General features: G+C 62.3%; 20 protein-coding genes and 1 pseudogene. 11 read left to right on the top strand and 10 right to left on the bottom strand.

Annotation, left to right across the window (positions count from 1 at the left end):
- The first annotated feature begins 27 nt into the window (after positions 1 to 27).
- The 5 genes from QQL85_RS07785 (at position 28) to QQL85_RS07765 (ending at position 5716) form a co-directional block, all read left to right on the top strand.
- Complete coding sequence (locus QQL85_RS07785; RefSeq protein WP_284355892.1) at positions 28 to 1308, top strand: NAD(P)/FAD-dependent oxidoreductase; 1281 nt, start codon at positions 28 to 30, stop codon at positions 1306 to 1308.
- A complete protein-coding gene (locus QQL85_RS07780) occupies positions 1305 to 2786 on the top strand; it encodes an aldehyde dehydrogenase family protein (protein WP_284355891.1) in 1482 nt (493 codons plus the stop codon). Before QQL85_RS07785 ends, QQL85_RS07780 begins: the two co-directional genes overlap by 4 nt.
- Before the next feature lie 10 nt (positions 2787 to 2796).
- The gene (locus tag QQL85_RS07775) at positions 2797 to 3816 is read left to right on the top strand and encodes a proline racemase family protein (RefSeq protein ID WP_284355890.1); all 1020 of its coding nucleotides are present in this window, start codon (positions 2797 to 2799) and stop codon (positions 3814 to 3816) included.
- A gap of 159 nt (positions 3817 to 3975) precedes the next feature.
- Entirely contained in the window at positions 3976 to 4680 is a 705-nt protein-coding gene (locus QQL85_RS07770; protein WP_284355889.1) for a GntR family transcriptional regulator, read from the top strand.
- Positions 4681 to 4960: 280 nt separating this feature from the next.
- Positions 4961 to 5716 carry an SDR family NAD(P)-dependent oxidoreductase gene (locus QQL85_RS07765; RefSeq protein WP_284355888.1) on the top strand — a complete coding sequence of 252 codons (756 nt, stop codon included), beginning with the start codon at positions 4961 to 4963 and terminating at the stop codon, positions 5714 to 5716.
- A gap of 64 nt (positions 5717 to 5780) precedes the next feature.
- Here the strand turns inward: QQL85_RS07765 and QQL85_RS07760 are convergent, their stop codons facing one another.
- Positions 5781 to 7670: a propionyl-CoA synthetase gene (locus QQL85_RS07760; protein WP_284355887.1), complete on the bottom strand. Its 1890-nt coding sequence runs from the start codon at positions 7668 to 7670 to the stop codon at positions 5781 to 5783.
- A 179-nt stretch (positions 7671 to 7849) separates the two neighbouring features.
- Here QQL85_RS07760 and QQL85_RS07755 point away from each other — a divergent pair, with 179 nt between their 5' ends.
- Entirely contained in the window at positions 7850 to 8716 is an 867-nt protein-coding gene (locus QQL85_RS07755) for a LysR family transcriptional regulator (protein ID WP_284355886.1), read from the top strand.
- Here QQL85_RS07755 and QQL85_RS07750 read toward each other — a convergent pair.
- The 5 genes from QQL85_RS07750 to QQL85_RS07730 form a co-directional block, all read right to left on the bottom strand.
- Entirely contained in the window at positions 8690 to 9844 is a 1155-nt protein-coding gene (locus tag QQL85_RS07750; RefSeq protein WP_284355885.1) for an HPP family protein, read from the bottom strand. The genes QQL85_RS07755 and QQL85_RS07750 overlap by 27 nt on opposite strands.
- Before the next feature lie 239 nt (positions 9845 to 10083).
- Complete coding sequence (locus tag QQL85_RS07745) at positions 10084 to 11403, bottom strand: ATP-binding protein (protein WP_284355884.1); 1320 nt, start codon at positions 11401 to 11403, stop codon at positions 10084 to 10086.
- Positions 11400 to 12068 carry a response regulator transcription factor gene (locus tag QQL85_RS07740; protein ID WP_284355883.1) on the bottom strand — a complete coding sequence of 223 codons (669 nt, stop codon included), beginning with the start codon at positions 12066 to 12068 and terminating at the stop codon, positions 11400 to 11402. Before QQL85_RS07740 ends, QQL85_RS07745 begins: the two co-directional genes overlap by 4 nt.
- Positions 12069 to 12383, bottom strand: coding sequence for a PepSY domain-containing protein (locus QQL85_RS07735; protein ID WP_019097599.1), 315 nt, complete (start codon positions 12381 to 12383; stop codon positions 12069 to 12071).
- Positions 12383 to 12694 carry a PepSY domain-containing protein gene (locus QQL85_RS07730; protein ID WP_025338449.1) on the bottom strand — a complete coding sequence of 104 codons (312 nt, stop codon included), beginning with the start codon at positions 12692 to 12694 and terminating at the stop codon, positions 12383 to 12385. The genes QQL85_RS07735 and QQL85_RS07730 overlap by 1 nt, the downstream gene beginning before the upstream one ends.
- Before the next feature lie 186 nt (positions 12695 to 12880).
- Here QQL85_RS07730 and QQL85_RS07725 point away from each other — a divergent pair, with 186 nt between their 5' ends.
- Both QQL85_RS07725 and QQL85_RS07720 read left to right on the top strand, forming a co-directional pair.
- A complete protein-coding gene (locus tag QQL85_RS07725) occupies positions 12881 to 13237 on the top strand; it encodes a type II toxin-antitoxin system RelE/ParE family toxin (protein ID WP_284355882.1) in 357 nt (118 codons plus the stop codon).
- Positions 13234 to 13536, top strand: a complete 303-nt coding sequence (locus QQL85_RS07720; protein ID WP_284355881.1) for a Fis family transcriptional regulator — start codon at positions 13234 to 13236, stop codon at positions 13534 to 13536. Before QQL85_RS07725 ends, QQL85_RS07720 begins: the two co-directional genes overlap by 4 nt.
- Before the next feature lie 66 nt (positions 13537 to 13602).
- Here QQL85_RS07720 and QQL85_RS07715 read toward each other — a convergent pair.
- Positions 13603 to 13809: pseudogene (locus QQL85_RS07715) on the bottom strand (hypothetical protein); the annotation flags it as partial.
- 168 nt (positions 13810 to 13977) lie between these two features.
- Here QQL85_RS07715 and QQL85_RS07710 point away from each other — a divergent pair.
- Positions 13978 to 14178: a helix-turn-helix transcriptional regulator gene (locus tag QQL85_RS07710; protein WP_284356011.1), complete on the top strand. Its 201-nt coding sequence runs from the start codon at positions 13978 to 13980 to the stop codon at positions 14176 to 14178.
- A gap of 63 nt (positions 14179 to 14241) precedes the next feature.
- Entirely contained in the window at positions 14242 to 14598 is a 357-nt protein-coding gene (gene queD / locus QQL85_RS07705; protein ID WP_043202104.1) for a 6-carboxytetrahydropterin synthase QueD, read from the top strand.
- Positions 14599 to 14665: 67 nt separating this feature from the next.
- Here the strand turns inward: queD and QQL85_RS07700 are convergent, their stop codons facing one another.
- Positions 14666 to 15145: a DUF1289 domain-containing protein gene (locus tag QQL85_RS07700; RefSeq protein ID WP_284355880.1), complete on the bottom strand. Its 480-nt coding sequence runs from the start codon at positions 15143 to 15145 to the stop codon at positions 14666 to 14668.
- Between the two features lie 406 nt (positions 15146 to 15551).
- Here QQL85_RS07700 and acnB point away from each other — a divergent pair, with 406 nt between their 5' ends.
- Positions 15552 to 18161: a bifunctional aconitate hydratase 2/2-methylisocitrate dehydratase gene (acnB, locus tag QQL85_RS07695; protein ID WP_284356010.1), complete on the top strand. Its 2610-nt coding sequence runs from the start codon at positions 15552 to 15554 to the stop codon at positions 18159 to 18161.
- Between the two features lie 185 nt (positions 18162 to 18346).
- Here acnB and prpD read toward each other — a convergent pair whose 3' ends face one another.
- Both prpD and prpF read right to left on the bottom strand, forming a co-directional pair.
- Entirely contained in the window at positions 18347 to 19831 is a 1485-nt protein-coding gene (prpD, locus tag QQL85_RS07690) for a 2-methylcitrate dehydratase (RefSeq protein ID WP_284355879.1), read from the bottom strand.
- A 161-nt stretch (positions 19832 to 19992) separates the two neighbouring features.
- Complete coding sequence (gene prpF / locus QQL85_RS07685) at positions 19993 to 21183, bottom strand: 2-methylaconitate cis-trans isomerase PrpF (RefSeq protein WP_284355878.1); 1191 nt, start codon at positions 21181 to 21183, stop codon at positions 19993 to 19995.
- Between the last annotated feature and the right edge of the window lie 56 nt (positions 21184 to 21239).

Raw genomic sequence — 21239 nt, 5'->3', positions numbered from 1 at the left:
CTACCTCTCTTGATACGAGACAGACCCATGAACACCCCACAATCGTCATCGCAGAACGCCGTAGTCATCGGCGGCGGTATCGTCGGTGTCTGCTGCGCGTTGTACCTGCAGCGCGAAGGCCACAAGGTCACGCTCATCGACCCCGCCGCACCGGGCGACAGTACCGCCAAGTGGAGTTGCGGTCAGATGGCGGTCAGTGAAGTCATTCCACTGTCCAAGCCCGGCATTCTGATGAAAATCCCGGGCTGGCTGCTGGACCAGAAAGGCCCCCTGGCACTGCGCCCGAGCGCGCTGCCCGGCATCCTGCCCTGGTTCCTGCGTTTTCTGGCCTGCGCACGTTCGTCGAAGATCCATGAGATCGCCGAGGACATGGCGCGCCTGACCCAACATGTCTACACCGACTATGCCCCGCTGCTGGATGCCTGCCCGGACAAATCCTTGCTCGGTGATCGCCCCATCCTCGAAGTGTTCGACTCGCCAGCTGGCCTGGCTCACGAACGCCCGCACCTGGAGCTGCGCAAGCAGCTGGGCTTCAAGTCCGAAGAGCTGAACGGCGCCGCCATCGGCGATCTGGAGCCAGCCCTGGCCGGCAAGTTCCAGCATGGGCTGGTGTTCCCTGACTGGCGCGCCGTCAGCGACACCGAAGGTTTCATTGCCGCACTGACCGAAAGCTTCATCGCCCAGGGTGGCGTGCGCCTGCGTCAGAAGGCCGTGAGAATCGATGAAAACCACGACCGCGCCTGCGGTGTGACCCTGGCCGACGGCACCCGCCTGCCAGCCGACCATGTGGTGGTGGCCGCCGGTACTGGTGCGCGTCCGTTCTTCGACTCGCTCGGGGTGAACATCCCGTTGGCCGGCATCGCTGGCTACCAGGCCGTGCTGCCAACGCCTGAAGTCGAAATTCGCCACTCGGTGATCTACGCCGATGGCGGCTTCTGCTTCGCCCCGATGACACGCGGCCTGCAGATCGGCGGCACCATCGAGTTCGCCGCCCCCGGCGCCGAACCCAACTTCAAGCGCGCCGAAATCATCATGGAAAAGGCGCGTCGCGTGCTGCCACAACTGAATACCCAAGGGATGGAGTTCGGCGTCGGCTACCGGCCGTTCCTGCCTGACACCAAACCGGTCATCGACCGGTCTCCCCGCCTTGGCAACGTGATCATGGCCTTCGGCCATGGCCAGCTCGGCTTGACCCTTGGCGCCACCACCGGCCGCCTGGTCGCAGACTTGGCCGCCAACCGTACACCGGCACAAAACCTGTCCGCATTCAGCGCTCGTCGCTTCGCCCTTATTGGAGGTACTGCATGAACCGCTACGACCAGTTCTACATCAATGGCCAATGGGTCAGCCCTGTCCAGGGCGGCAGCTTCAATTCATATGACCCAAGCGACGAGAGCCTGATCACCCGCGTGGCCTCCGGTACCGAAGAAGACATCGATATCGCGGTCAAGGCTGCCCGTGCCGCCTTCGACGAGGGCCCATGGCCACGCCTGAGCGGCGCCGAGCGTGGCGAGTACCTGCGCAAGATTGCCGACGGCATCCGTGCCCGCCAGGAAGAATTGGCCGAGCTGGAAGTACGTGATAACGGCAAGCCGTTCCCGGAGGCGATGTGGGATATCGGCGACACCGCCGGCTGCTTCGACTTCTACGCCAAGCTGGCCGAGGAGCTGGACCGCAATCGCGAGAAGGACGTTGCGCTGTCCGACGACCGCTTCAGCTCGATCGCCCGCAAGGAGCCGATCGGCGTCGCCGGGGCTATCGTGCCGTGGAACTTCCCGATGCTGATGGCTTCGTGGAAAATCGCCCCTGCCTTGGCTGCGGGTTGCAGCATCATCCTCAAGCCCGCCGAACAGACCTCGCTGACCGCACTGGAACTGGCCCGCATCGCCGATGAAGCCGGCCTGCCACCCGGCGTGCTGAACATCGTCACCGGCCCAGGTTCGAAAGTCGGCGCCGCGCTGACCGCGCACCCTGGCGTGGACAAGCTGGCCTTCACCGGTAGCGTACCGGTCGGTAGCCGCATCATGCAGGCCGCTGCCCAGGACATCAAGAACGTGACCCTGGAGCTGGGCGGCAAATCGCCATTCGTGATCTTCGCCGACAGCGATATCGAAAAAGCCGTCGAGTGGATCATGTTCGGCATCTTCTGGAACAAGGGCGAAGTCTGCTCGGCCACCTCCCGTGTGCTGGTCGAACGTGCTGCCTACGAACCCCTGCTGGCCCGCCTGGCCGAAGAAACCCGCAAGATCAAGATCGGCAATGGCATGGAAGAAGGCGTGCTGCTCGGCCCGCTGGTCAACCGCAGCCAATACGAAGGTACGCTGAAAGCCATCTCCCTTGGTCTGGAAGAAGGCGCCCGCCTGGTGTGCGGCGGCGAACGCCCTGCCCATCTGGACAAAGGCTTCTACCTGCAACCGACAGTGTTTGCCGACGTGCCGGAAGACAGCTGGATCTGGAACGAAGAAATCTTCGCGCCGGTCGTGTGCATCCGCCCGTTCGACAGCGAAGAGGAAGCGGTCAAGTCGGCCAACAACTCGCGCTTCGGCCTGGGTGCCGCGGTCATGTCCAACGACCTGGAGCGCTGTGAGCGCGTTGCGCGCAAGTTCCGCGCGGGTATCGTATGGATCAACTGCTCGCAACCCACCTTCACTGAAGCACCATGGGGCGGGTACAAGACCAGCGGCATCGGTCGCGAATTGGGCGAATGGGGCCTGAACAACTACCTGGAAACCAAGCAGATCACCCGCTACGACAGCGAACAGCCTTGGGGCTGGTACATCAAGTGAGGTAACACCCATGCGTTGGAAACAGACGCTTCAGCTGGCTGAGGTGCACTGCGAAGGCGAGATCGGCAAGGTCATCACCGGGGGCGTCATCGGCGTCCCCGGTGCCACCATGCTCGACAAGATGAACTACATCAACGAAGTCGACGACAGCCTGCGCCGCCTGGTGACCCTGGAGCCGCGCGGCTGCCTGCAGATGTCGGTCAACTTGCTGTTGCCGCCCACTCGACCCGAGGCCCACGCCGGCTTCATCGTGCTGCAAGCCGACAAGGCCCATCCGATGTCAGGCAGCAACTGCATATGTGTGGTCACGGTCCTGCTCGAACTGGGCATGGTGCCGATGCAGGAGCCAGAAACCACGGTGGTCCTCGATACACCAGCAGGCCTGGTGACCGCTCGCGCCCAGTGCGCGGACGGCCGATGCCTGAACGTTTCGCTGGACATGGTGCCAGCCTTTGTCGAGCACCTGGACCTGGCGATCGAGACCGAAGCCTTCGGCACGATCAAGGTCGATGTGGCGTTTGGCGGTGTGTATTACGCGCTGATCGACGTCGAGCAAGTCGGGCTCTCGATCGCACCGGAAAATGCCCGGCAACTGGCTGATGCCGGCGTAGCGCTGAGGGAAGTGATCAACCGGCAACTGAACATCCAGCACCCCTTGCTTCCGTCCGTGAACGAGGTGGCGTATGTGATGTTCCGCAACCGCCTGGATGATCGCACCTACCAGACCTGCACCACCCTGCCCCCGGGCCGGGTCGACCGTTCGCCCTGCGGGACCGGCAGCTCGGCCAACCTGGCCACATTGGCGGCACGCGGCAAAGTACAGGCCGGGGACCATCTGGTGTCACGCTCGACCATCGGCGGCCAGTTCCAGGTGGCCCTGCTCGGCCATACCGAAGTCGCCGGCAAGCCGGCGGTGCTGCCACGCGTGACCGGGCGGGCCTGGTTGTATGGCCTTCAGCAGTTGGGCGTCGACCCAGACGATCCGCTCGCCGCAGGCTTCATGCTCAGCGACACCTGGGGAGAAGGCTGACCACAGTGCCCCTGCAGCCGTGCCCGGACACGCTGGGCGCGGCTCTTTGAATGCAGTGACCGCTACCCTTGCGATACCGGCTCATCGGGCGGCGACAGGAGTTGCAACATGACAAGGCCCGGCCTGTATGATAAAGGCCAGAGCTAATGAGACCTGATGATGACTAAAGATAACGATAAAGAAAGTGGCGTGCGTCGCCACAGTGGGCGCTACATCTATGAAGAGTTGCGCAAGCAGATTCTGACCCTGAAACTCAAACCCGGGGTACAGCTGGACGAAGTGTCCCTTGCCGCTCAATTCGGCCTGTCCCGCTCCCCTGTGCGGGATGCACTGGCTCGGCTGATAACTGAGGGCCTGGTGGTCATCCTGCCAAACCGTACAACCTTGGTGACACCCTTCGAAATCGAAGAGTTTCCAAACTACATCTCCGCGCTGGACCTGATGCAACGTGCAGTCACTCGCCTGGCGGCGATTCAGCATCGTCCGGAAGACCTCGAGAAAATCCGCCAAGCCGACGCCGAATACCTCAAGGCCGTAACATCGGGCGACTTCCAGTCCATGTCGGAGTTGAACAAGGCTTTCCACATGGCCATTGCCCACGCCGGACGCAACCCTTACTTCATCAATTACTACGAGCGGTTGCTGGGAGAAGGCCAGCGCCTGCTTCACCTGCACTTCGACCATATCGTAAGTTCGGCCAGCACCCACAAACTGGGGCGCGATCATGACGAAATCATCGATGCCATAGCAGCACGCGATGCCGATGCCGCAGAAGCAGCTGCGCATGAGCACACCATGCTGTTCCAGCGGCGTTTTCTGGACTACATGCAGCAGAATCTTACTGCGCGTATGTCGGTGGCTTAAGCAACTGTCTTGGCCAAGTCATGTATAGGTGCCCCGCACTTCTAAAGTACATACCGACAATTATCACGGCCCCTCACAGCATTTATCCGGCGTTCCACCCAGATTGATCATCATTTGGTCGATGGCTCGCTGGTGCCCGCCATTTCATTGGGCAACCCAACAGTTCGTACTCCGCCTGTTCGAGTCAGTTGACAGGATGCTGCATGAGCCGATAGCTTTGCACGCAGCACTGCACACAAAAACAAAACATACATCAACCGCCGCTCAACGGGAGTCCGGAATGAACAGATTCGAGAACAAAGTTGCGATCGTGACGGGAGGCGCTGGCGGTATCGGCTCTGCCATCGCTACACGCCTTGCAAGCGAAGGCGCCACCGTTGTGGTCAGCGACGTCAACCTGGCAGCAGCACAGGACGTAGCCAGTGCGATCGAGGGCACCGGTGGCAAGGCAATTGCCTTGGCAGCTGACATAGGTTCGGGCGAGGCTTGCCGTGGGCTCGTTGAGTCGGTTGTCGCTAAACTCGGGCGCATCGACATCCTGGTCAACAATGCCGGTATCAACCGTCGCGGGAGCCTTCTGGCACTGAGCGAGGACGATTGGCACACCAGCTTCGCCATCAATCTGGACTCGATGTTCCACCTATGCCGCGCAGCACTGCCCGTCATGATCGAGCAGGGTGCCGGCGCGATCGTCAACACCGCCTCGCAGTGGGGCCTTTACCCCGCACCTGGCCACATCGCATACAACGTAACCAAGGCAGCCGTCGCTTCGTTCACCCAGAACCTGGCGCGCGACTACGCCCCTCAGAACATCCGCGTGAACGCGGTTTGCCCAGGCGAGATCCACACACCGATGCTCGAAGCAGGTGTACGCAAGTCGGGCCGGACCATTGCCGATCTGGATAAGATGGTGCCCTTCGGACGCATCGGCAAGCCTGAGGAAGTCGCTGCACTGGTTGCCTTCCTGGCGTCCGACGAGGCGGCCTTCATGTGCGGCTCGCTGGTTGAGATCACAGGCGCACAGGCCGTAGCCTGACTGATCGGGGCGCTCATGGATGAGCGCCCCGGATTGCATTTGCCGCTTGTAGCGGCTGCCGGCCTCAGCCAGCCCTGGGCAAATCTGCCAGCACCGCCTCGATCTCCCCCAGTACAGCAGGGTCATCCAGGGTCGAAGGCGGCACATAGTCCTGCCCGTCGGCGATCTTGCGCAACACCGCCCGCAAGATCTTTCCCGACCGCGTCTTCGGCAAGCGCTTCACCAGCCGAACCCGGTTGAAACAGGCCAGCGGGCCAATCGCCTCGCGCACGCTGCCCACCAGGTCCACCAGCAATTGCGCCTCGGTAATGCCCTCGCCGTCCTTGAGCACAACGAGCGCCAACGGCACCTGCCCCTTGATCTCGTCATGCACGCCAATGACCGCGCACTCGGCCACTGCCGGATGGCAGGCCACCAGGTCCTCCATTTCGCCTGTGGACAGGCGGTGCCCCGAGACGTTGATCACGTCGTCCGTGCGCCCCATGATGTAGACGAAGCCATCATCGTCCAGATAGCCCCCATCGCCAGTGTGGTAGAAGCCCGGGTAGGTACGCAGGTAGGCCTGCAAGTAACGCTCGTGGTCGCCCCATAGCGTCTGGCTGCACCCGGGCGGCAATGGCAAGGCAATGACGATCGAACCCTGGTGGTTGGGCCCCAGCAAGTGGCCCTCGTCATCCACCACACGCACATGATAGCCCGGTACGGCGCGGTTGCTGGACCCCGGCTTCGCCGCACTGCCCTCCAGCCCCACACAGGGCGCGGTGACCGGCCAGCCGGTTTCGGTCTGCCACCAGTGGTCGTGCACCGGCTTGCCACTGACCCGCTCCAGCCATTCATGGGTGCTGGAATCGAGCTTCTCACCCGCCAGAAACAGCTGCCGCAACGAGCTGAGGTCATGCTTGCGGATCAGCTCACCCTCCGGGTCTTCCTTGCGGATGGCACGCATGGCGGTGGGGGCACAGAACAGCGCGTTGACCTTGTATTGCTCCACCACCCGCCAGTAGGCCGAGGCATCCGGGGTACGGATTGGCTTGCCCTCGTAGAACACCGTGGTGCAGCCACTCATCAGTGGCCCATAAACGATCAGCGAATGTCCGACCACCCAACCCACGTCGGAAATGCCCCACCACACATCGCCGGCCTGCATGCCGTAGATATGGCGCATGGCGTAGCACAGTGCCACCGCGTTGCCGCCGTTTTCGCGGACGATGCCCTTGGGTTTTCCGGTAGTGCCAGAGGTGTACATGATGTAAAGCGGATCGCCAGCATCCAGCTCGACCGGGGCCACCGGCTGGGTGCCGGCCAAGGCTGCCTGCCAGTCCAGATCGCGGCCTGGCTGCAGTTCAGCCTGCGCCTGCGGCCGTTGCAGCACCAGCACATTGCGAGGCGGGTGCCGGGCCAACTTCAGGGCCCGGTCTACCAACGGTTTGTAGGCAATTATCTTGTCGAATTCCAGCCCGCAAGATGCCGTGAGCAGCAGCGTAGGCCGGGCGTCATCGATGCGCAAAGCCAGCTCGTTGGCGGCAAAGCCGCCGAACACCACCGAATGCACCGCGCCAATCCGCGCACAGGCCAGCATGGCCATGGCCGCTTGCGGCACCATGGGCATGTAGATGATTACGCCATCGCCCTTATTCACCCCGAGCTGGCGCAGCAAACCGGCCAGGCGCGCCACTTCGTCGCGCAACGCGTTGTAGGTGTAGGCCTGCTGCACGCCGGTGACTGGCGAATCGTAGATCAGCGCCAACTGCTCGCCACGGCCCTGCTCGATCTGGTGATCGAGGGCCAGGTAGCAACTGTTCAGGCGGCCATCGGCGAACCAGCGGTGGGTACCGTCGGGGTTGTCTTGCAGGGTAAGGGCAGGCGTGCGGTGCCAGGCCAGGTGCGCGGCCTGTTCCGCCCAGAACGCGGCAGGGTCGGAAATGGAATGGGCGTAACTGTGCTGATAGCTCATAGCGAAGGGAACCCGGTACTTGTTGTTATTGAAGGGCGAAACCTGAGTATGGACCGCTACACCCGCGCCGCCATGGGACTAAAGTCACAACCGACCTGCAAATTTGCAGACAACGCAAAAGCGCCCCATAACGGTGCAAAGCCTCTAGAATAGACCTCCCTTCCGTCACCGAGCAGCCCATGGATATCGAACAGGCCCGAACCTTTCTGGAAATCGTGCGTTGCGGCAGCCTGGTCGCCGCTGCCGAACGCCTGTTCGTGTCACAGACGGCCATTACCGCGCGGGTACAGCGCCTGGAGCAACAACTGGGCTGTCAGCTGTTCGTGCGCAGCCGCAATGGCGCCAGCCTGACCAGCGACGGCGAGGCATTCGTCAGCTATGCCAACCAGCTGGTGCAAACCTGGGAAGCGGCGCGGCGCGACCTGCCGCTGCCTGAAGGCTGCCAGCAAGTGCTGCATGTGGGGGGAGAAGTGAGCCTCGGCAACCCGATGCTGCTCGACTGGGTCATTGCCCTGCACCGTGAGCTGCCCAGCCATGCCATCCGCAGCGAGGTCAGTGACGGTGAGTCGCTATTGCGCAAGGTGGAAATGGGCTTGCTGGATGCCGCGCTGGTGTACCAGCCGACTTACGGACCAGGCCTGCAGGTGGAACAGTTGATGGAAGAAAAACTGATCCGCGTACGCCGGGTCGACCAGCCGGAGCCCTACATCTACATCGACTGGGGCGAGGCCTTCCGCCGCCAGCACGATGCAGCCCTGCCCGATTGCGCGCGCCCGGCGCTCAGCTTCAACCTGGGCCCGCTGGCACTGCAGTTCATCCTCGACCAGGGTGGCAGCGGTTACTTCCGCACGCGCGTGGTGCAAGCTTACCTGGACAGCGGCGTGTTCGAGCGGGTACCGCAGGCGCCGGAGTTCACCTATCCGACCTACTTGGTGTACCCGCGCAAGCGCGACAGCGAGGCCCTGCAACAAGCCTTCGCCATCCTGCGCCAGCTGGTGGCTGCCGGCGCCAGCGACTGGTCACAACGCTGGGACCCGCTTATCTGAAGCCTCGGCGTCGCTGAGTAACTGACGCTTGAGGCCGGCGATCAGGTCGGTCTGGGTGATTACCCCCACCAGTTGGTCGGCATCGAGTACCGGCAGGCAATGCAGGCCTTGTTCGCACAGCAGCGGCAGCAGCCGCTCCAGCGGGTGCCGGCTGCTGACACTCACTACCCGCCGGCTCATCACCTGCTCCATGCGCACGGCCCTGCGGCCGAACAGCCCGCGCCAGCTGAAGCGGCCACGCTGCATGGCCGGGCCGACCAAATCGCTGAGACTGACGATGCCCACCAGCTTGCCCTGCTGCAGTACCGGCAAGGTCTTCAGATGATGGCTGGTGAGCATTTTCCAGGCCTGCTCCAGCGTGGTATCAGGTGTGGCGAATTGCACATCGCGGGACATTACCGAGGCTGCGGTGATACCGCCAAGGCTGCGCTGCAGGGCGTGCTGCTCAGTGGCCAGGATGATGCGCTCCAGCTCATCGCGGGTGACGTCGACGAACTCGCCCAGCTCTTCCAGCGCCTGGTCCAGGTCTTCACTGCGAATGCCCACCCGCTCGCCGGGCAACGGGTCATGGGTGTGGTGCAGGTCTTTGCGCGGCACGGCGCCTTTCGGGTAACGCACGCCAGTCAGGCGGTTATAAACGATCGCCACCGCTACCAGGATCAACGCATTGAGCAGCACCGGTTCCAGCAGGTGATCACCCATGGCGGTCAGCCCAGCGTCGGCCAGCACCGCACTCACCGCCACCCCGCCACCCGGCGGGTGCAGGCAGCGCAGCAGGCACATCACCAGCAGCGAGATGCCCAGCGCAGCGGCGGCCACCCACAGTTCCGGGCCAAAGCCTTCGCGCATGGCCAGGCCAACCACACCCGCCAGGGCATAGCTACCCAGCACCGGCCAGGGCTGGGCCAATGGGCCGGAATGCACGGCGAACACCAGTACTGCAGAGGCAGCCAGCGGGCCCAGCAGGTGCAGGGCGATGCCGGGGCCATAAGCGATGCTGGTCAGCCAGCCGGCGAGGAACAGGCCGAGCAACGCACCAATACCAGCACGCAACCATTCTTTGGGGGGGATATTCAGGGGCGCCGGCAACAGCCGCTGCAGACGACTTTCGGAACGCGAGGCAGACATTTAAGTAATCGGGATCTTTGGTTTTTCTGATTAAAAAGAAAGCCCAGCCGAGCTGGCCTGGGCCTCGTATTGCGCATGCAATACCACAAGGGGCTCCGTCCGTGGAGAGATGGAAACCGCAGGGTTTCGTGAGGGGAATTTTGCCGGGCGGGGAGAGATTGGGCTAATTCAAAAAAATGCGGCTGTACTGCAATTTTTTTGCAGTACTGATCTGGGGCTGCTGCGCAGCGGCCCCGGCATTATCGAACCTTGCGCGGCAACTCGATACTCACCCGCAGCCCGCCCAGAGGGCTTTCCAGCAGCGACAATTGCCCGCCCCAGGCCTCGACGATATCGCGCACGATGCCCAACCCCAGGCCATGCCCGTCAACCTGTTCGTCAAGCCGCGAACCGCGCTCCAGCACCTGCTGCCGCTGGCCCTCGGGAATCCCCGGGCCGTCATCATCGACCCATACCTGATAGCCCTCGGCATTCGACCCAATGCCGAGGCGCACTTCGCTGTCGGCCCACTTGCAGGCGTTGTCCAACAGGTTGCCCAGCAGCTCCAGAAAATCCTCACGGTCCCACGGCAACAGCAACCCAGGCGACACATCGCTGGCCAGCAGCAAACCCTCGCCGTGGATCATGCCCAACGTGCTCAGCAACCCCGGCAGTTCGGCATCGCAATCGAATTGCGCACCGGGCAACGCATCGCCCGCCAACCGCGCGCGATTCAGTTCGCGTGCCAACCGCTGCTGAATCTGCTCCAGTTGCTCACGCATCTGCGCCCGCACCTCGGGCAAATCCTTCAGGCGCTCGCTGGACGCCAGGCTGAGCAGCACCGCCAACGGTGTCTTCAGTGCATGCCCCAGGTTACCCAAGGCATTGCGCGAACGGCGCAGGCTGTCTTCGGTATGGCTAAGCAAGTGGTTGATCTGCCCCACCAGCGGGACCAGCTCGCTGGGCACCTCGGCGTCCAGTTGTGAACGCTGGCCCTGCTGCAGTTGGGCGATCTGCTGACGCGCCCGCTCCAACGGCCGCAGCGAGCGCGTTACGGTCATGCGCTGCAGCACCAGCACCAGAATCAGCGCCACCAGGCCCATGCCCAGGCCAATCTGCTGCATACGCCGGAAGCCCTCGCGCACCGGCGAGTAATCCTGTGCCACGCTGATCGAGATGTCTTGGCCAAGACGCCGGTAGTCCGCACGCAGGGCGAGCAATTGCTGCCCTTCCGGACCGAGTTCATGGCTGTCGGAAAGACCGGGCGCGGCGGGTTTGGGCATATCCAGATCCCACAGCGAGCGTGAGCGCCAGGTGCCTTTGTCGAAATCGATACGGAAGTAATAACCAGAAAACGGCCGCTGATAGGCCGCCGAGATGCGCCGCTCATCCAGCTGCAGACCGGAAGGCCCGCGCACCAGCGCCACCAACAGGTTCTCGCTTTCCTTGCGCAGGCCGTTTTCCAGGTAGCGCTGCAGACCGGCCTCGAACAGCCACAACGTCAGCTGCGCCAGCACCACGCCGACCACCACCAGCACCGCCACCAGGCCCAGGCTCAAGCGCGCCTGGATCGACTTCACCCGGTGCTCCCCGCGTAGATGTAGCCTTGCCCACGGCGGGTCTCGATGACACTGCGGCCCAGCTTGCGCCGCAAGTGGTTGACGTGGACTTCCAGCACGTTGGAATCACGCTCGGTCTCACCGTCGTACAGGTGCTCGGCCAGGTGGCTCTTGGACAGGATCTGCTGCGGGTGCAGCATGAAGTAGCGCAACAGGCGGAACTCGGCGGCGGTCAGCTGGACATCCACGCCATCACGGCTCACGCACTGGCGGCTTTCATCCAGGTGCAAGCCGGCGGCTTCCAGCGTTGGCTGGTTGGCCAAGCCACGCGCACGACGTAGCAGCGACTGGATGCGCAATTGCAACTCTTCCGGGTGGAACGGTTTGCTCAGGTAGTCATCGGCCCCGGCCTTGAGCCCTTCAATACGCTCAGCCCACGAACCTCGTGCGGTAAGGATCAAAACCGGTGTGGCCAGGCCGGCGGCGCGCCACTGGGCAAGCACGTCCAGGCCCGGCAAACCCGGCAGGCCAAGGTCGAGGATGATCAGGTCGTAGGGTTCGCTCTGGCCTTGGTAAACGGCGTCGCGGCCGTCCGCCAGCCAGTCCACGGCATAACCCTGGCGCTGCAGACCGGCGGTCAATTCGTCAGCCAGCGGTACATTGTCCTCGACAAGCAACAGGCGCATTCAGTCGTCTTCCTCGTCTTTGAGCAGGGCGCCGGTGCTGGCATCGAGCTTGATCTCGCGCACCACACCGTCAGCCGTCAGCAGTTCGACTTCATATTCGTAGCGATCGTCGTCCTCTTCCAGCTCGGCCTCCAGCAAACGTGCCCCGGGGTAACGCCCCAGGGCGGTTTCCAGCAATTGTTCGAGCGGCAGGATGACACCCTTCTGGCGCAGCTTCAGGGCCTCATCCTGGTCAAGGTCGCGGGCAGCGGCCAGCGAGCATACGGCCAGCAGCGCCAGCGCGAGGTAGCGCGCTGGCCGCGGTAAGTGGATCATCAGTTGTCCCGCTCGTCCTTCAGCACCTCACCCGTCTTGGCGTCCAGCGCCACGTCCCATTCAACATTCTGCGTGTCGCGCAACTCGACCTTGTAGATGTAGCGGCCGTACTCGTCTTCAAGCTCCGAGTCGGTGACGGTGGCACCCGGGTGCTTGGCCACGGCGGCGGCCTTGAGTTCGTCCAGCGACTTGACGGTCTTGGCATTGACCAGCTTGACCACTTCGTCGGGCTGCACGTCCTTGGCGATAGCGGAATGGGCACCCAGGGCAAGGGCGGCGGCTACGGTGAACAGGGCAGTCATGTGTTTCATCGTTCTTCTCTCCTGAGAACTGTGCAAGTTGTCTACGCGGTTAAGATTAACCACCGGTCCTTAATTCAACCTGAAAACAGCTGGCAGCATGATAGCGCAGGTCAAGACCGCGCCACCGGGCGGCGAATCCTTCTCCGTATTCAACTCCTAGTTGAATAATGCACCATTTTTGGTACACTGAGGCGCATGGATAAAGTGCCACCAACCTTGAGCGTCAGCTTTTATCGCACGGAAGCGGGCAACGAACCGGTGCGCGAATGGCTGACTGAAATTCCCCGCGACCACAAGCGGATGATCGGAACCGAGATCAAAACGGTTCAGATCGGATGGCCTATCGGGATGCCGGTTGTCAGAAAGCTTGAGAAAGGCCTATGGGAAGTCAGGGTAAACCTTGTCGACACCATAGCCCGCGTGCTCTTCACCGTAGACGGGAACGTCATGGTTCTGCTTCACGGCTTCATCAAGAAGAGCCAGAAAACACCAGCGTCTGATTTGGAAACCGCCAGGCAACGCAAAGCAACACTAGAGAGGAACAAGCAATGAACCAGCATATCGGCTCCGATTTCGACGATTTCCTTGCAGAGCAAGGTCTCGCAGAGGAAGTGTCTGCTGCTGCCCTCAAGCGAGTCATCTCTTGGCAAATCGCTGAAGCTATGAAAAGCCAGAAGGTAACAAAGAAAGCCCTAGCTGCGCGCATGCGCACCAGCCGCACGGCAGTGGACCGCGCACTGGACCAAGACGATCCAGGCATGACGCTGGCGACCTTGGCCAGCGCCGCTCGCGCCCTTGGCCAGCGCGTTGAAGTGAGGCTGGTGCCAGAGCAAGAAGCAACGCACGCATAGCCTCATGCCTTATCGAAGCCCGGCCGAGCGCCGGGCTTTTCATACCGCGCCAGCAGGCCGGCAGTGAGCGGCTTCCTCAGCCTCTTTGCGCGCCTTCTCGGCCGCCCTCTTCTCGCCGAGCAGTTCATCCACCTCGGCCTTTAGGCCGGAGACGCCTTCCTGCTGCGGGAGCCCATCAATGCCGAGGACGAACTTGCCGTCCTTCTCGACGTACAGGGCCGCTACCGACTCTTCGACGCCTTCGAGGCTCTCCAGTTGGAATTTCAAGGTCATTGCTGTCTCCCAGAGACGTTGGGGCAGGCCCTGCCTGCGGGCAAAAAAAACCCGCCGAAGCGGGTTAGGTAATTGGGTTATTTCAGCCTGCCGTGAACCGGTAGGTAAACGAGGCCAGTCGCTCCATCTTGATAATCGACCCGGCCACCAGAGCGTGATCGTTCAAAAATTCAAATTGATCACCTGCTTCGCCTGCCCGATGTGCTCCGCATCACTGGCATGGGACGCAACACGGTGTACAGACGAATAAACGAAGGAGCATTCCCAAAACAGGTTAAGATAGGCCCCAAATCGGTCGCCTGGCGCCAGTCGGATATCAACCAGTGGATGGCCTCACTTAGCCCCAGCGACGACCAATCAGTACATTGAGCAGTACATTGAAACGCCAATTTCCGCTCAAACCCTTATCCCACCAGCTATACAGGTCCACCAGTGGAAATCTTCAAGGAATTCACATTCGAATCGGCCCACCGCCTGCCCCACGTTCCCGAAGGGCACAAATGCGGCCGCCTGCATGGTCATTCGTTCAAGGTCGGCCTGCACCTGACCGGCCCGTTGGACCCGCACACCGGCTGGATCCGCGACTTCGCCGAGGTCAAGGCGATCTTCAAGCCGATCTACGAGCAACTGGACCACAACTACCTGAACGACATCCCTGGCCTGGAAAACCCGACCAGCGAAGTGATCGCCAAGTGGATCTGGGAACAGGTCAAGCCGCTGATGCCGGAGCTGTCGAAGGTGCGCATCCACGAAACTTGCACCAGCGGGTGTGAATACACCGGCGACTGATTCGGTCGCTTCACTGGCCTCTTCGCGGGCTTGCCCGCGAAGAGGCTGGTAGCGTTATTGAATAGCTTCAGCCTTGCCCCGTTTGCAAGGCATCGCGCAGGAAGCTGGGGGCGATGTAGCGCTGGTAATGCGCTTCTGAAAGCAGGAAAAATTCGCGGTCGATGGCATCGCGCAATTGCGGCAGTTCCCAGTCGCGGAACTCCGGCAGCAATACCATGCCGTAGGCCTCCAGGTCACGGATCATCCGCGCCCCGCGGGCAATCAGCTGGTACGCCCAGCAATATTCCGACTGCTGCTCGACAAAGCGGATGGAACGCTGCTCCAGTTGCTGGCGCAGCAAGCCTTTGTCGAACACCTCCAGCTTGGCCATCATCACCTGCACCAGCAACTGTTCAAGACGCAGCCACACCGCACGCTTCTGCGCGTCGTCGTAACCGTTCCAGTTGATCACTTCGTGGTGAAAACGCTTGCAGCCACGGCACACCGTGTCTCCGTACACCGTGGAGCACAGGCCGACGCAAGGGGTCTTGATGGACTTGTTGGACATGAAAAACAACAGCTTGGCGGTGGAACACGGCCCCATGTTAGCCCTTTGTCTAACCAGGGTCACTCGTTAAAGTCATCTTCGGCGCCTTACCTTCGGGCTTTTTTTGCCGTAGAATCAACCCGCCTTTTCAAAGGCAACAATGTCCGTTGGAAGCTGTTTTCAAAGCGTCACGAGCACAGTTAATCCGGTAGAACGGCGTTGGCCCGGGCCATGCATCCCTCGCATGCCCGCGCCAGCCCTCATCAGCTCCCCGTTCTGCAGGCGTAAAACTTTGAAAGCAGCTTCTGTAAGGATTCCTTGCGACCCTGGCTGGGCGGCCCACAAAGCCGTGGCAGCGCATGGGTGCATTGAATGCTGGATAAGCGTCCCGGACCCCCTTTAGGGACCACTGATGAGGGAAATAACTGTGCTTGAAGCCTACCGCAAACACATCGAAGAGCGTGCCGCCCTGGGTATCGTGCCCCAGCCGCTGAACGCCGAACAAACTGCAGGCCTGGTCGAGCTGCTGAAAAACCCGCCGGCCGGCGAAGAAGCCTTCCTCGTAGACCTGATCACCAACCGCGTACCGCCAGGGGTCGACGAAGCTGCCTACGTCAAGGCCGCTTTCCTCTCTGCCATCGCCAAGGGCGAAGCCACGTCGCCACTGATCGACCGCAAGCACGCCACCGAACTGCTCGGCACCATGCAGGGCGGCTACAACATCGAAACGCTGGTCGCACTGCTGGATGACGCCGAACTGGGCGCCGTCGCGGCCGAACAGCTCAAGCACACCCTGCTGATGTTCGATGCCTTCCACGACGTGGCCGAAAAAGCCAAGGCCGGCAACGTTCACGCCAAGGCCGTGCTGGAATCCTGGGCTGCCGGCGAGTGGTTCACCTCGCGCCCGGCCATCGCCGACAAGTACACCCTGACCGTATTCAAGGTGCCCGGCGAAACCAACACCGACGACCTGTCCCCTGCCCCGGACGCCTGGTCGCGCCCTGACATCCCGCTGCACGCCCTGGCCATGCTGAAAATGGCCCGTGACGGCATCGAGCCGTCGCAGCCAGGTTCGGTCGGCCCGCTGGCCCAGATCGAAGCCGTCAAGGCCAAGGGCTTCCCGGTTGCCTACGTCGGTGACGTGGTCGGTACCGGTTCGTCGCGTAAATCCGCCACCAACTCGGTCCTGTGGTTCTTCGGTGACGACATCCCGTACGTGCCGAACAAGCGCGCCGGTGGTTTCTGCTTCGGCACCAAGATCGCCCCGATCTTCTACAACACCATGGAAGACGCCGGCGCCCTGCCGATCGAATTCGACTGCACCAACCTGGCCATGGGCGACGTCATCGACGTTTACCCGTTCAAAGGTGAAGTGCGCCGTCACGAAAGCGACGAGCTGGTCACCAGCTTCGCGCTGAAGACTGAAGTCCTGCTGGACGAAGTACGCGCTGGCGGCCGTATCCCGCTGATCGTCGGTCGTGGCCTGACCGAAAAAGCCCGTGCAGAGCTGAACCTGGGTGCTTCCGACCTGTTCAAGAAGCCAGAGCAGCCTGCCGATTCCGGCAAGGGCTTCACCCTGGCGCAGAAGATGGTCGGCCGTGCTTGTGGCCTGCCAGAAGGCCAGGGCGTGCGCCCAGGTGCCTACTGCGAGCCGAAGATGACCACCGTCGGTTCCCAGGACACCACTGGCCCGATGACCCGCGACGAACTGAAAGACCTGGCGTGCCTGGGCTTCTCCGCCGACCTGGTCATGCAGTCGTTCTGCCACACCGCGGCTTATCCGAAGCCGATCGACGTCACCACCCACCACACCCTGCCAGACTTCATCCGCACGCGTGGCGGTGTGTCGCTGCGCCCAGGCGACGGCATCATCCACAGCTGGCTGAACCGCATGCTGATGCCTGACACCGTGGGTACCGGTGGCGACTCGCACACCCGCTTCCCGATCGGCATTTCGTTCCCGGCCGGTTCCGGCCTGGTGGCCTTCGCGGCTGCCACCGGCGTCATGCCGCTGGACATGCCAGAGTCGATCCTGGTGCGCTTCAAGGGCAAACTGCAACCTGGCATCACCCTGCGTGACCTGGTTCATGCCATCCCTTACTACGCCATCCAGAAAGGCCTGCTGACCGTCGAGAAGAAGGGCAAGAAAAACGCCTTCTCCGGCCGCATCCTGGAAATCGAAGGCCTGGACGAACTGACCGTCGAGCAGGCTTTCGAGCTGTCCGACGCCTCGGCCGAGCGTTCCGCTGCCGGTTGCACCATCAAGCTGCCAGAGAAGGCCATCGCCGAGTACCTGCAATCCAACATCACCCTGCTGCGCTGGATGATCGGCGAAGGCTACGGCGACCCACGCACCCTGGAGCGTCGCGCCCAGGCCATGGAAGCCTGGCTGGCCAAGCCGGAGCTGCTGTCGGCTGATGCCGATGCCGAGTACGCCGAAATCATCGAAATCGACCTGGCCGACGTCAAAGAGCCTGTGCTCTGCGCGCCGAACGACCCGGACGATGCCCGCCTGCTGTCTTCGGTACAGGGCGAGAAGATCGACGAAGTGTTCATCGGTTCGTGCATGACCAACATCGGTCACTTCCGCGCTGCCGGCAAGCTGCTGGACAAGGTCAAGGGCGGTATCCCGACCCGTCTGTGGCTGGCTCCGCCAACCAAGATGGATGCTCACCAGCTGACCGAAGAAGGCTACTACGGCATCTACGGCAAGGCCGGTGCGCGCATGGAAATGCCAGGTTGCTCGCTGTGCATGGGTAACCAGGCACGTGTGCAGACCGGTTCGACCGTGGTCTCCACCTCGACCCGTAACTTCCCGAACCGTCTGGGCGACGCCACCAACGTGTACCTGGCATCGGCCGAGCTGGCTGCTGTCGCTTCGATCATCGGCAAGCTGCCGACTGTTGAAGAGTACATGCAGTACGCGAAAGACATCGACAGCATGGCTGCCGACGTTTACCGCTACCTGAGCTTCGACCAGATCGCCGAGTTCCGCGAAGCGGCAGCCAACGCCAAGATCCCGGTGGTTCAGGCGTAAGGTGAGCGGCAAGTTGTAAGCTGCAAGCTACAAGAAGCCCCGGCAGAAATGCCGGGGCTTCTTTGTTATGCCTGCTCCGGCCCTATCACCGGCAAGCCAGCTCCCACAGGTACTCCACAGCTCTCAAGGCCTGTGGAGTACCTGTGGGAGCTGGCTTGCCGGCGATAGGGCCAGTACAGACAACCTCAGATCACGAACAAATCCACAAACCGGTGCACAGCCATCCCCTCCAGCCTCTGCTGATCCTTGCACACCTCTACAATCTCGCCACACCGCTGCCGCGCAAACCGCGTCGCCAGGTTGGCCCTGAATTTTGCCTCCAGCAGGGGTATACCCTCCCCTCGCCGCCGTCGGTGCCCGATCGGGTACTCCACCACCACCTGCTCAGTACTGCTGCCGTCTTTGAAGAACACCTGCAGCGCATTGGCGATCGAACGTTTGTCCGGCTCCAGGTACTCGCGGCTGAAGCGCGGGTCTTCCACCACTTCCATCTTCTCGCGCAGGCGGTCGATGCTGGGGTGGCTGGCATGGAAGGCATCTTCATAGTGCTCTGCCACCAGATGCCCGAAGATCAACGGCACTGCCACCATGTACTGCAAACAGTGGTCACGGTCAGCGGCATTGGCCAGCGGGCCGCTCTTGGAAATGATGCGGATTGCCGACTCCTGGGTGGTGATGACGATGCGGTCGATTTCATGCAGGCGGTTACGTACCCGTGGGTGCAGGGTGACCGCCGCTTCGCAGGCAGTCTGGGCGTGAAATTCGGCAGGGAAGCTGACCTTGAACAGCACGTTTTCCATCACATAGCTGCCCAAGGCCTGAGGCAGACGCAGTTCGTACTGCCCGGCGGGCTTGAGCGCCAGGTCCTTGTTGGTATGGCTGAACGATACGTCGTAGAAGCCCCATTGTGGCGCCGTGAGCACACCCGGTACGCCCATCTCACCGCGCAGGGCGATATCGGCCAGGCGCACGCCACGGCTGGACGCATCACCAGCCGCCCAGGACTTGCGTGAGCCGGCATTGGGCGCGTGCCGATAGGTACGCAGGGCCTGGCCATCGACGAAGGCATGGGACAACGCCGAGAGCATCTGTTCGCGGTTGGCGCCCATCAACTTGGCGCATACAGCCGTTGAGGCCACCTTCACCAGAATCACATGATCGAGGCCGACGCGATTGAAGGCGTTTTCCAGTGCAAGCACGCCCTGGATCTCATGGGCCATGACCATGGCTTCGAGCACATCACGCATCAGCAGCGGCGCTTCACCTGCAGCAACATGCTTCTGTGACAGGTGATCAGCAACAGCCAGGATGCCGCCGAGATTGTCTGAGGGGTGCGCCCATTCGGCGGCCAGCCAGGTGTCGTTGTAGTCCAGCCAGCGCACAGTGCAGCCAATATCCCAGGCGGCCTTGACCGGGTCGAGGCGGTAAGCGGTGCCGGGGACGCGGGCACCATTGGGGACCAGCGTGCCTTCCACCTGGGGGCCGAGCAGTTTGGTGCACTCGGGGAAGCGCAGCGCCAGCAGACCGCAGCCCAGGGTGTCCATCAGGCAGTTGCGTGCGGTGTCGAGGGCTTCGGCGGAATCGACCGGGTAGCCGAGGGCGTAGTCGGCCAGGGTTTGCAGCACCCGGTCGTAGTCCGGGCGGTCGTTGAGGTCAACGTTGGCGCTCATATCCAGCTCCTGTGAAGGGGGCTGCTGTGCAGCCCTTCGCGGGCAAGCCCGCTCCCACAGGAATAACACAGCATTCAAACCCTGTGATTACCCTGTGGGAGCGGGCTTGCCCGCGAAGGGCCGCACAGCGGCCCCTCTTGAAGCCGAGCGCCAGTGGTGCGTTAGAAGCTATCGCCAGGCACGCGAACCCAGCCCTCCATCAGCACGCGAGCACTGCGGCTCATGATTGCCTTGGTCACTGTCCACTCACCATTCACCTGACGCGCCTCGGCCCCGACCCGCAAGGTGCCCGAGGGGTGGCCGAAACGCACGGCGCTACGCTCACCCCCGCCAGCCGCGAGGTTGACCAGCGTGCCCGGAATGGCCGCCGCAGTGCCAATCGCCACCGCAGCCGTCCCCATCATCGCATGGTGCAGCTTACCCATGGACAAGGCGCGCACCAGCAGGTCGATATCACCCGCTTGCACCGCCTTGCCACTGGACGCAGTGTAGGTGCTCGGCGGCGCAACGAACGCCACTTTTGGTGTGTGCTGACGTCCGGCTGCCTGGTCGACGTTCTCAATCAGGCCCATGCGCACGGCACCGTAAGCACGAATGGTCTCGAAACGCAGCAGCGCCTGCGGGTCGCCGTTGATCGCGTCCTGCAGTTCGGCGCCGGTGTAGCCGATATCGGCCGCGTTGACGAAGATGGTCGGAATGCCGGCATTGATCAGGGTCGCCTTGAAGGTACCCACGCCCGGCACCTCCAGGTCATCGACCAGGTTACCGGTCGGGAACATTGAACCGCCGTCACCGTCTTCGTCGGCCGCCGGGTCGAGGAACTCCAACTGCACCTCGGCCGCCGGGAAGGTCACCCCATCCAGCTCGAAATCGCCGGTTTCCTGCACTTCACCTTCTGTGATCGGAACATGGGCGATGATGGTCTTGCCGATGTTGGCCTGCCAGATGCGCACCGTGGCGATGCCGTTACGCGGAATGCGCGTTGAGTCAACCAGGCCACTGCTGATGGCGAACGAACCGACCGCTGCGGACAGGTTGCCACAGTTGCCGCTCCAGTCGACGAAGGCCTTGTCGATGCTGACCTGGCCGAACAGGTAGTCGACATCGTGCCCAGGCTTGATGCTTTGCGACAGGATCACCGTCTTGCTGGTGCTGGACGTCGCACCGCCCATGCCGTCGATCTGCTTGCCGTAGGGGTCGGGGCTGCCGATTACCCGCAGCAGCAGTGCATCGCGTGCCGGGCCTGGGATCTGCGCCTGCTCAGGCAGGTCTTGAAGGCGGAAGAACACGCCTTTGCTGGTGCCGCCACGGATATAGGTGGCGGGGATTTTCACTTGCGGTACGTGAGCCATGTTCAATTCCTGTCTTGCACAGCCCCCTGTAGGAGCGGGTTCACCCGCGAATGCGT

The organism is Pseudomonas putida, assembly GCF_030159595.1.
GTDB lineage: Bacteria > Pseudomonadota > Gammaproteobacteria > Pseudomonadales > Pseudomonadaceae > Aquipseudomonas > Aquipseudomonas putida_AC.
The sequence above is the reverse complement of the archived record's forward strand: the minus strand, read 5'-3'. Positions and strand labels throughout refer to the sequence as shown.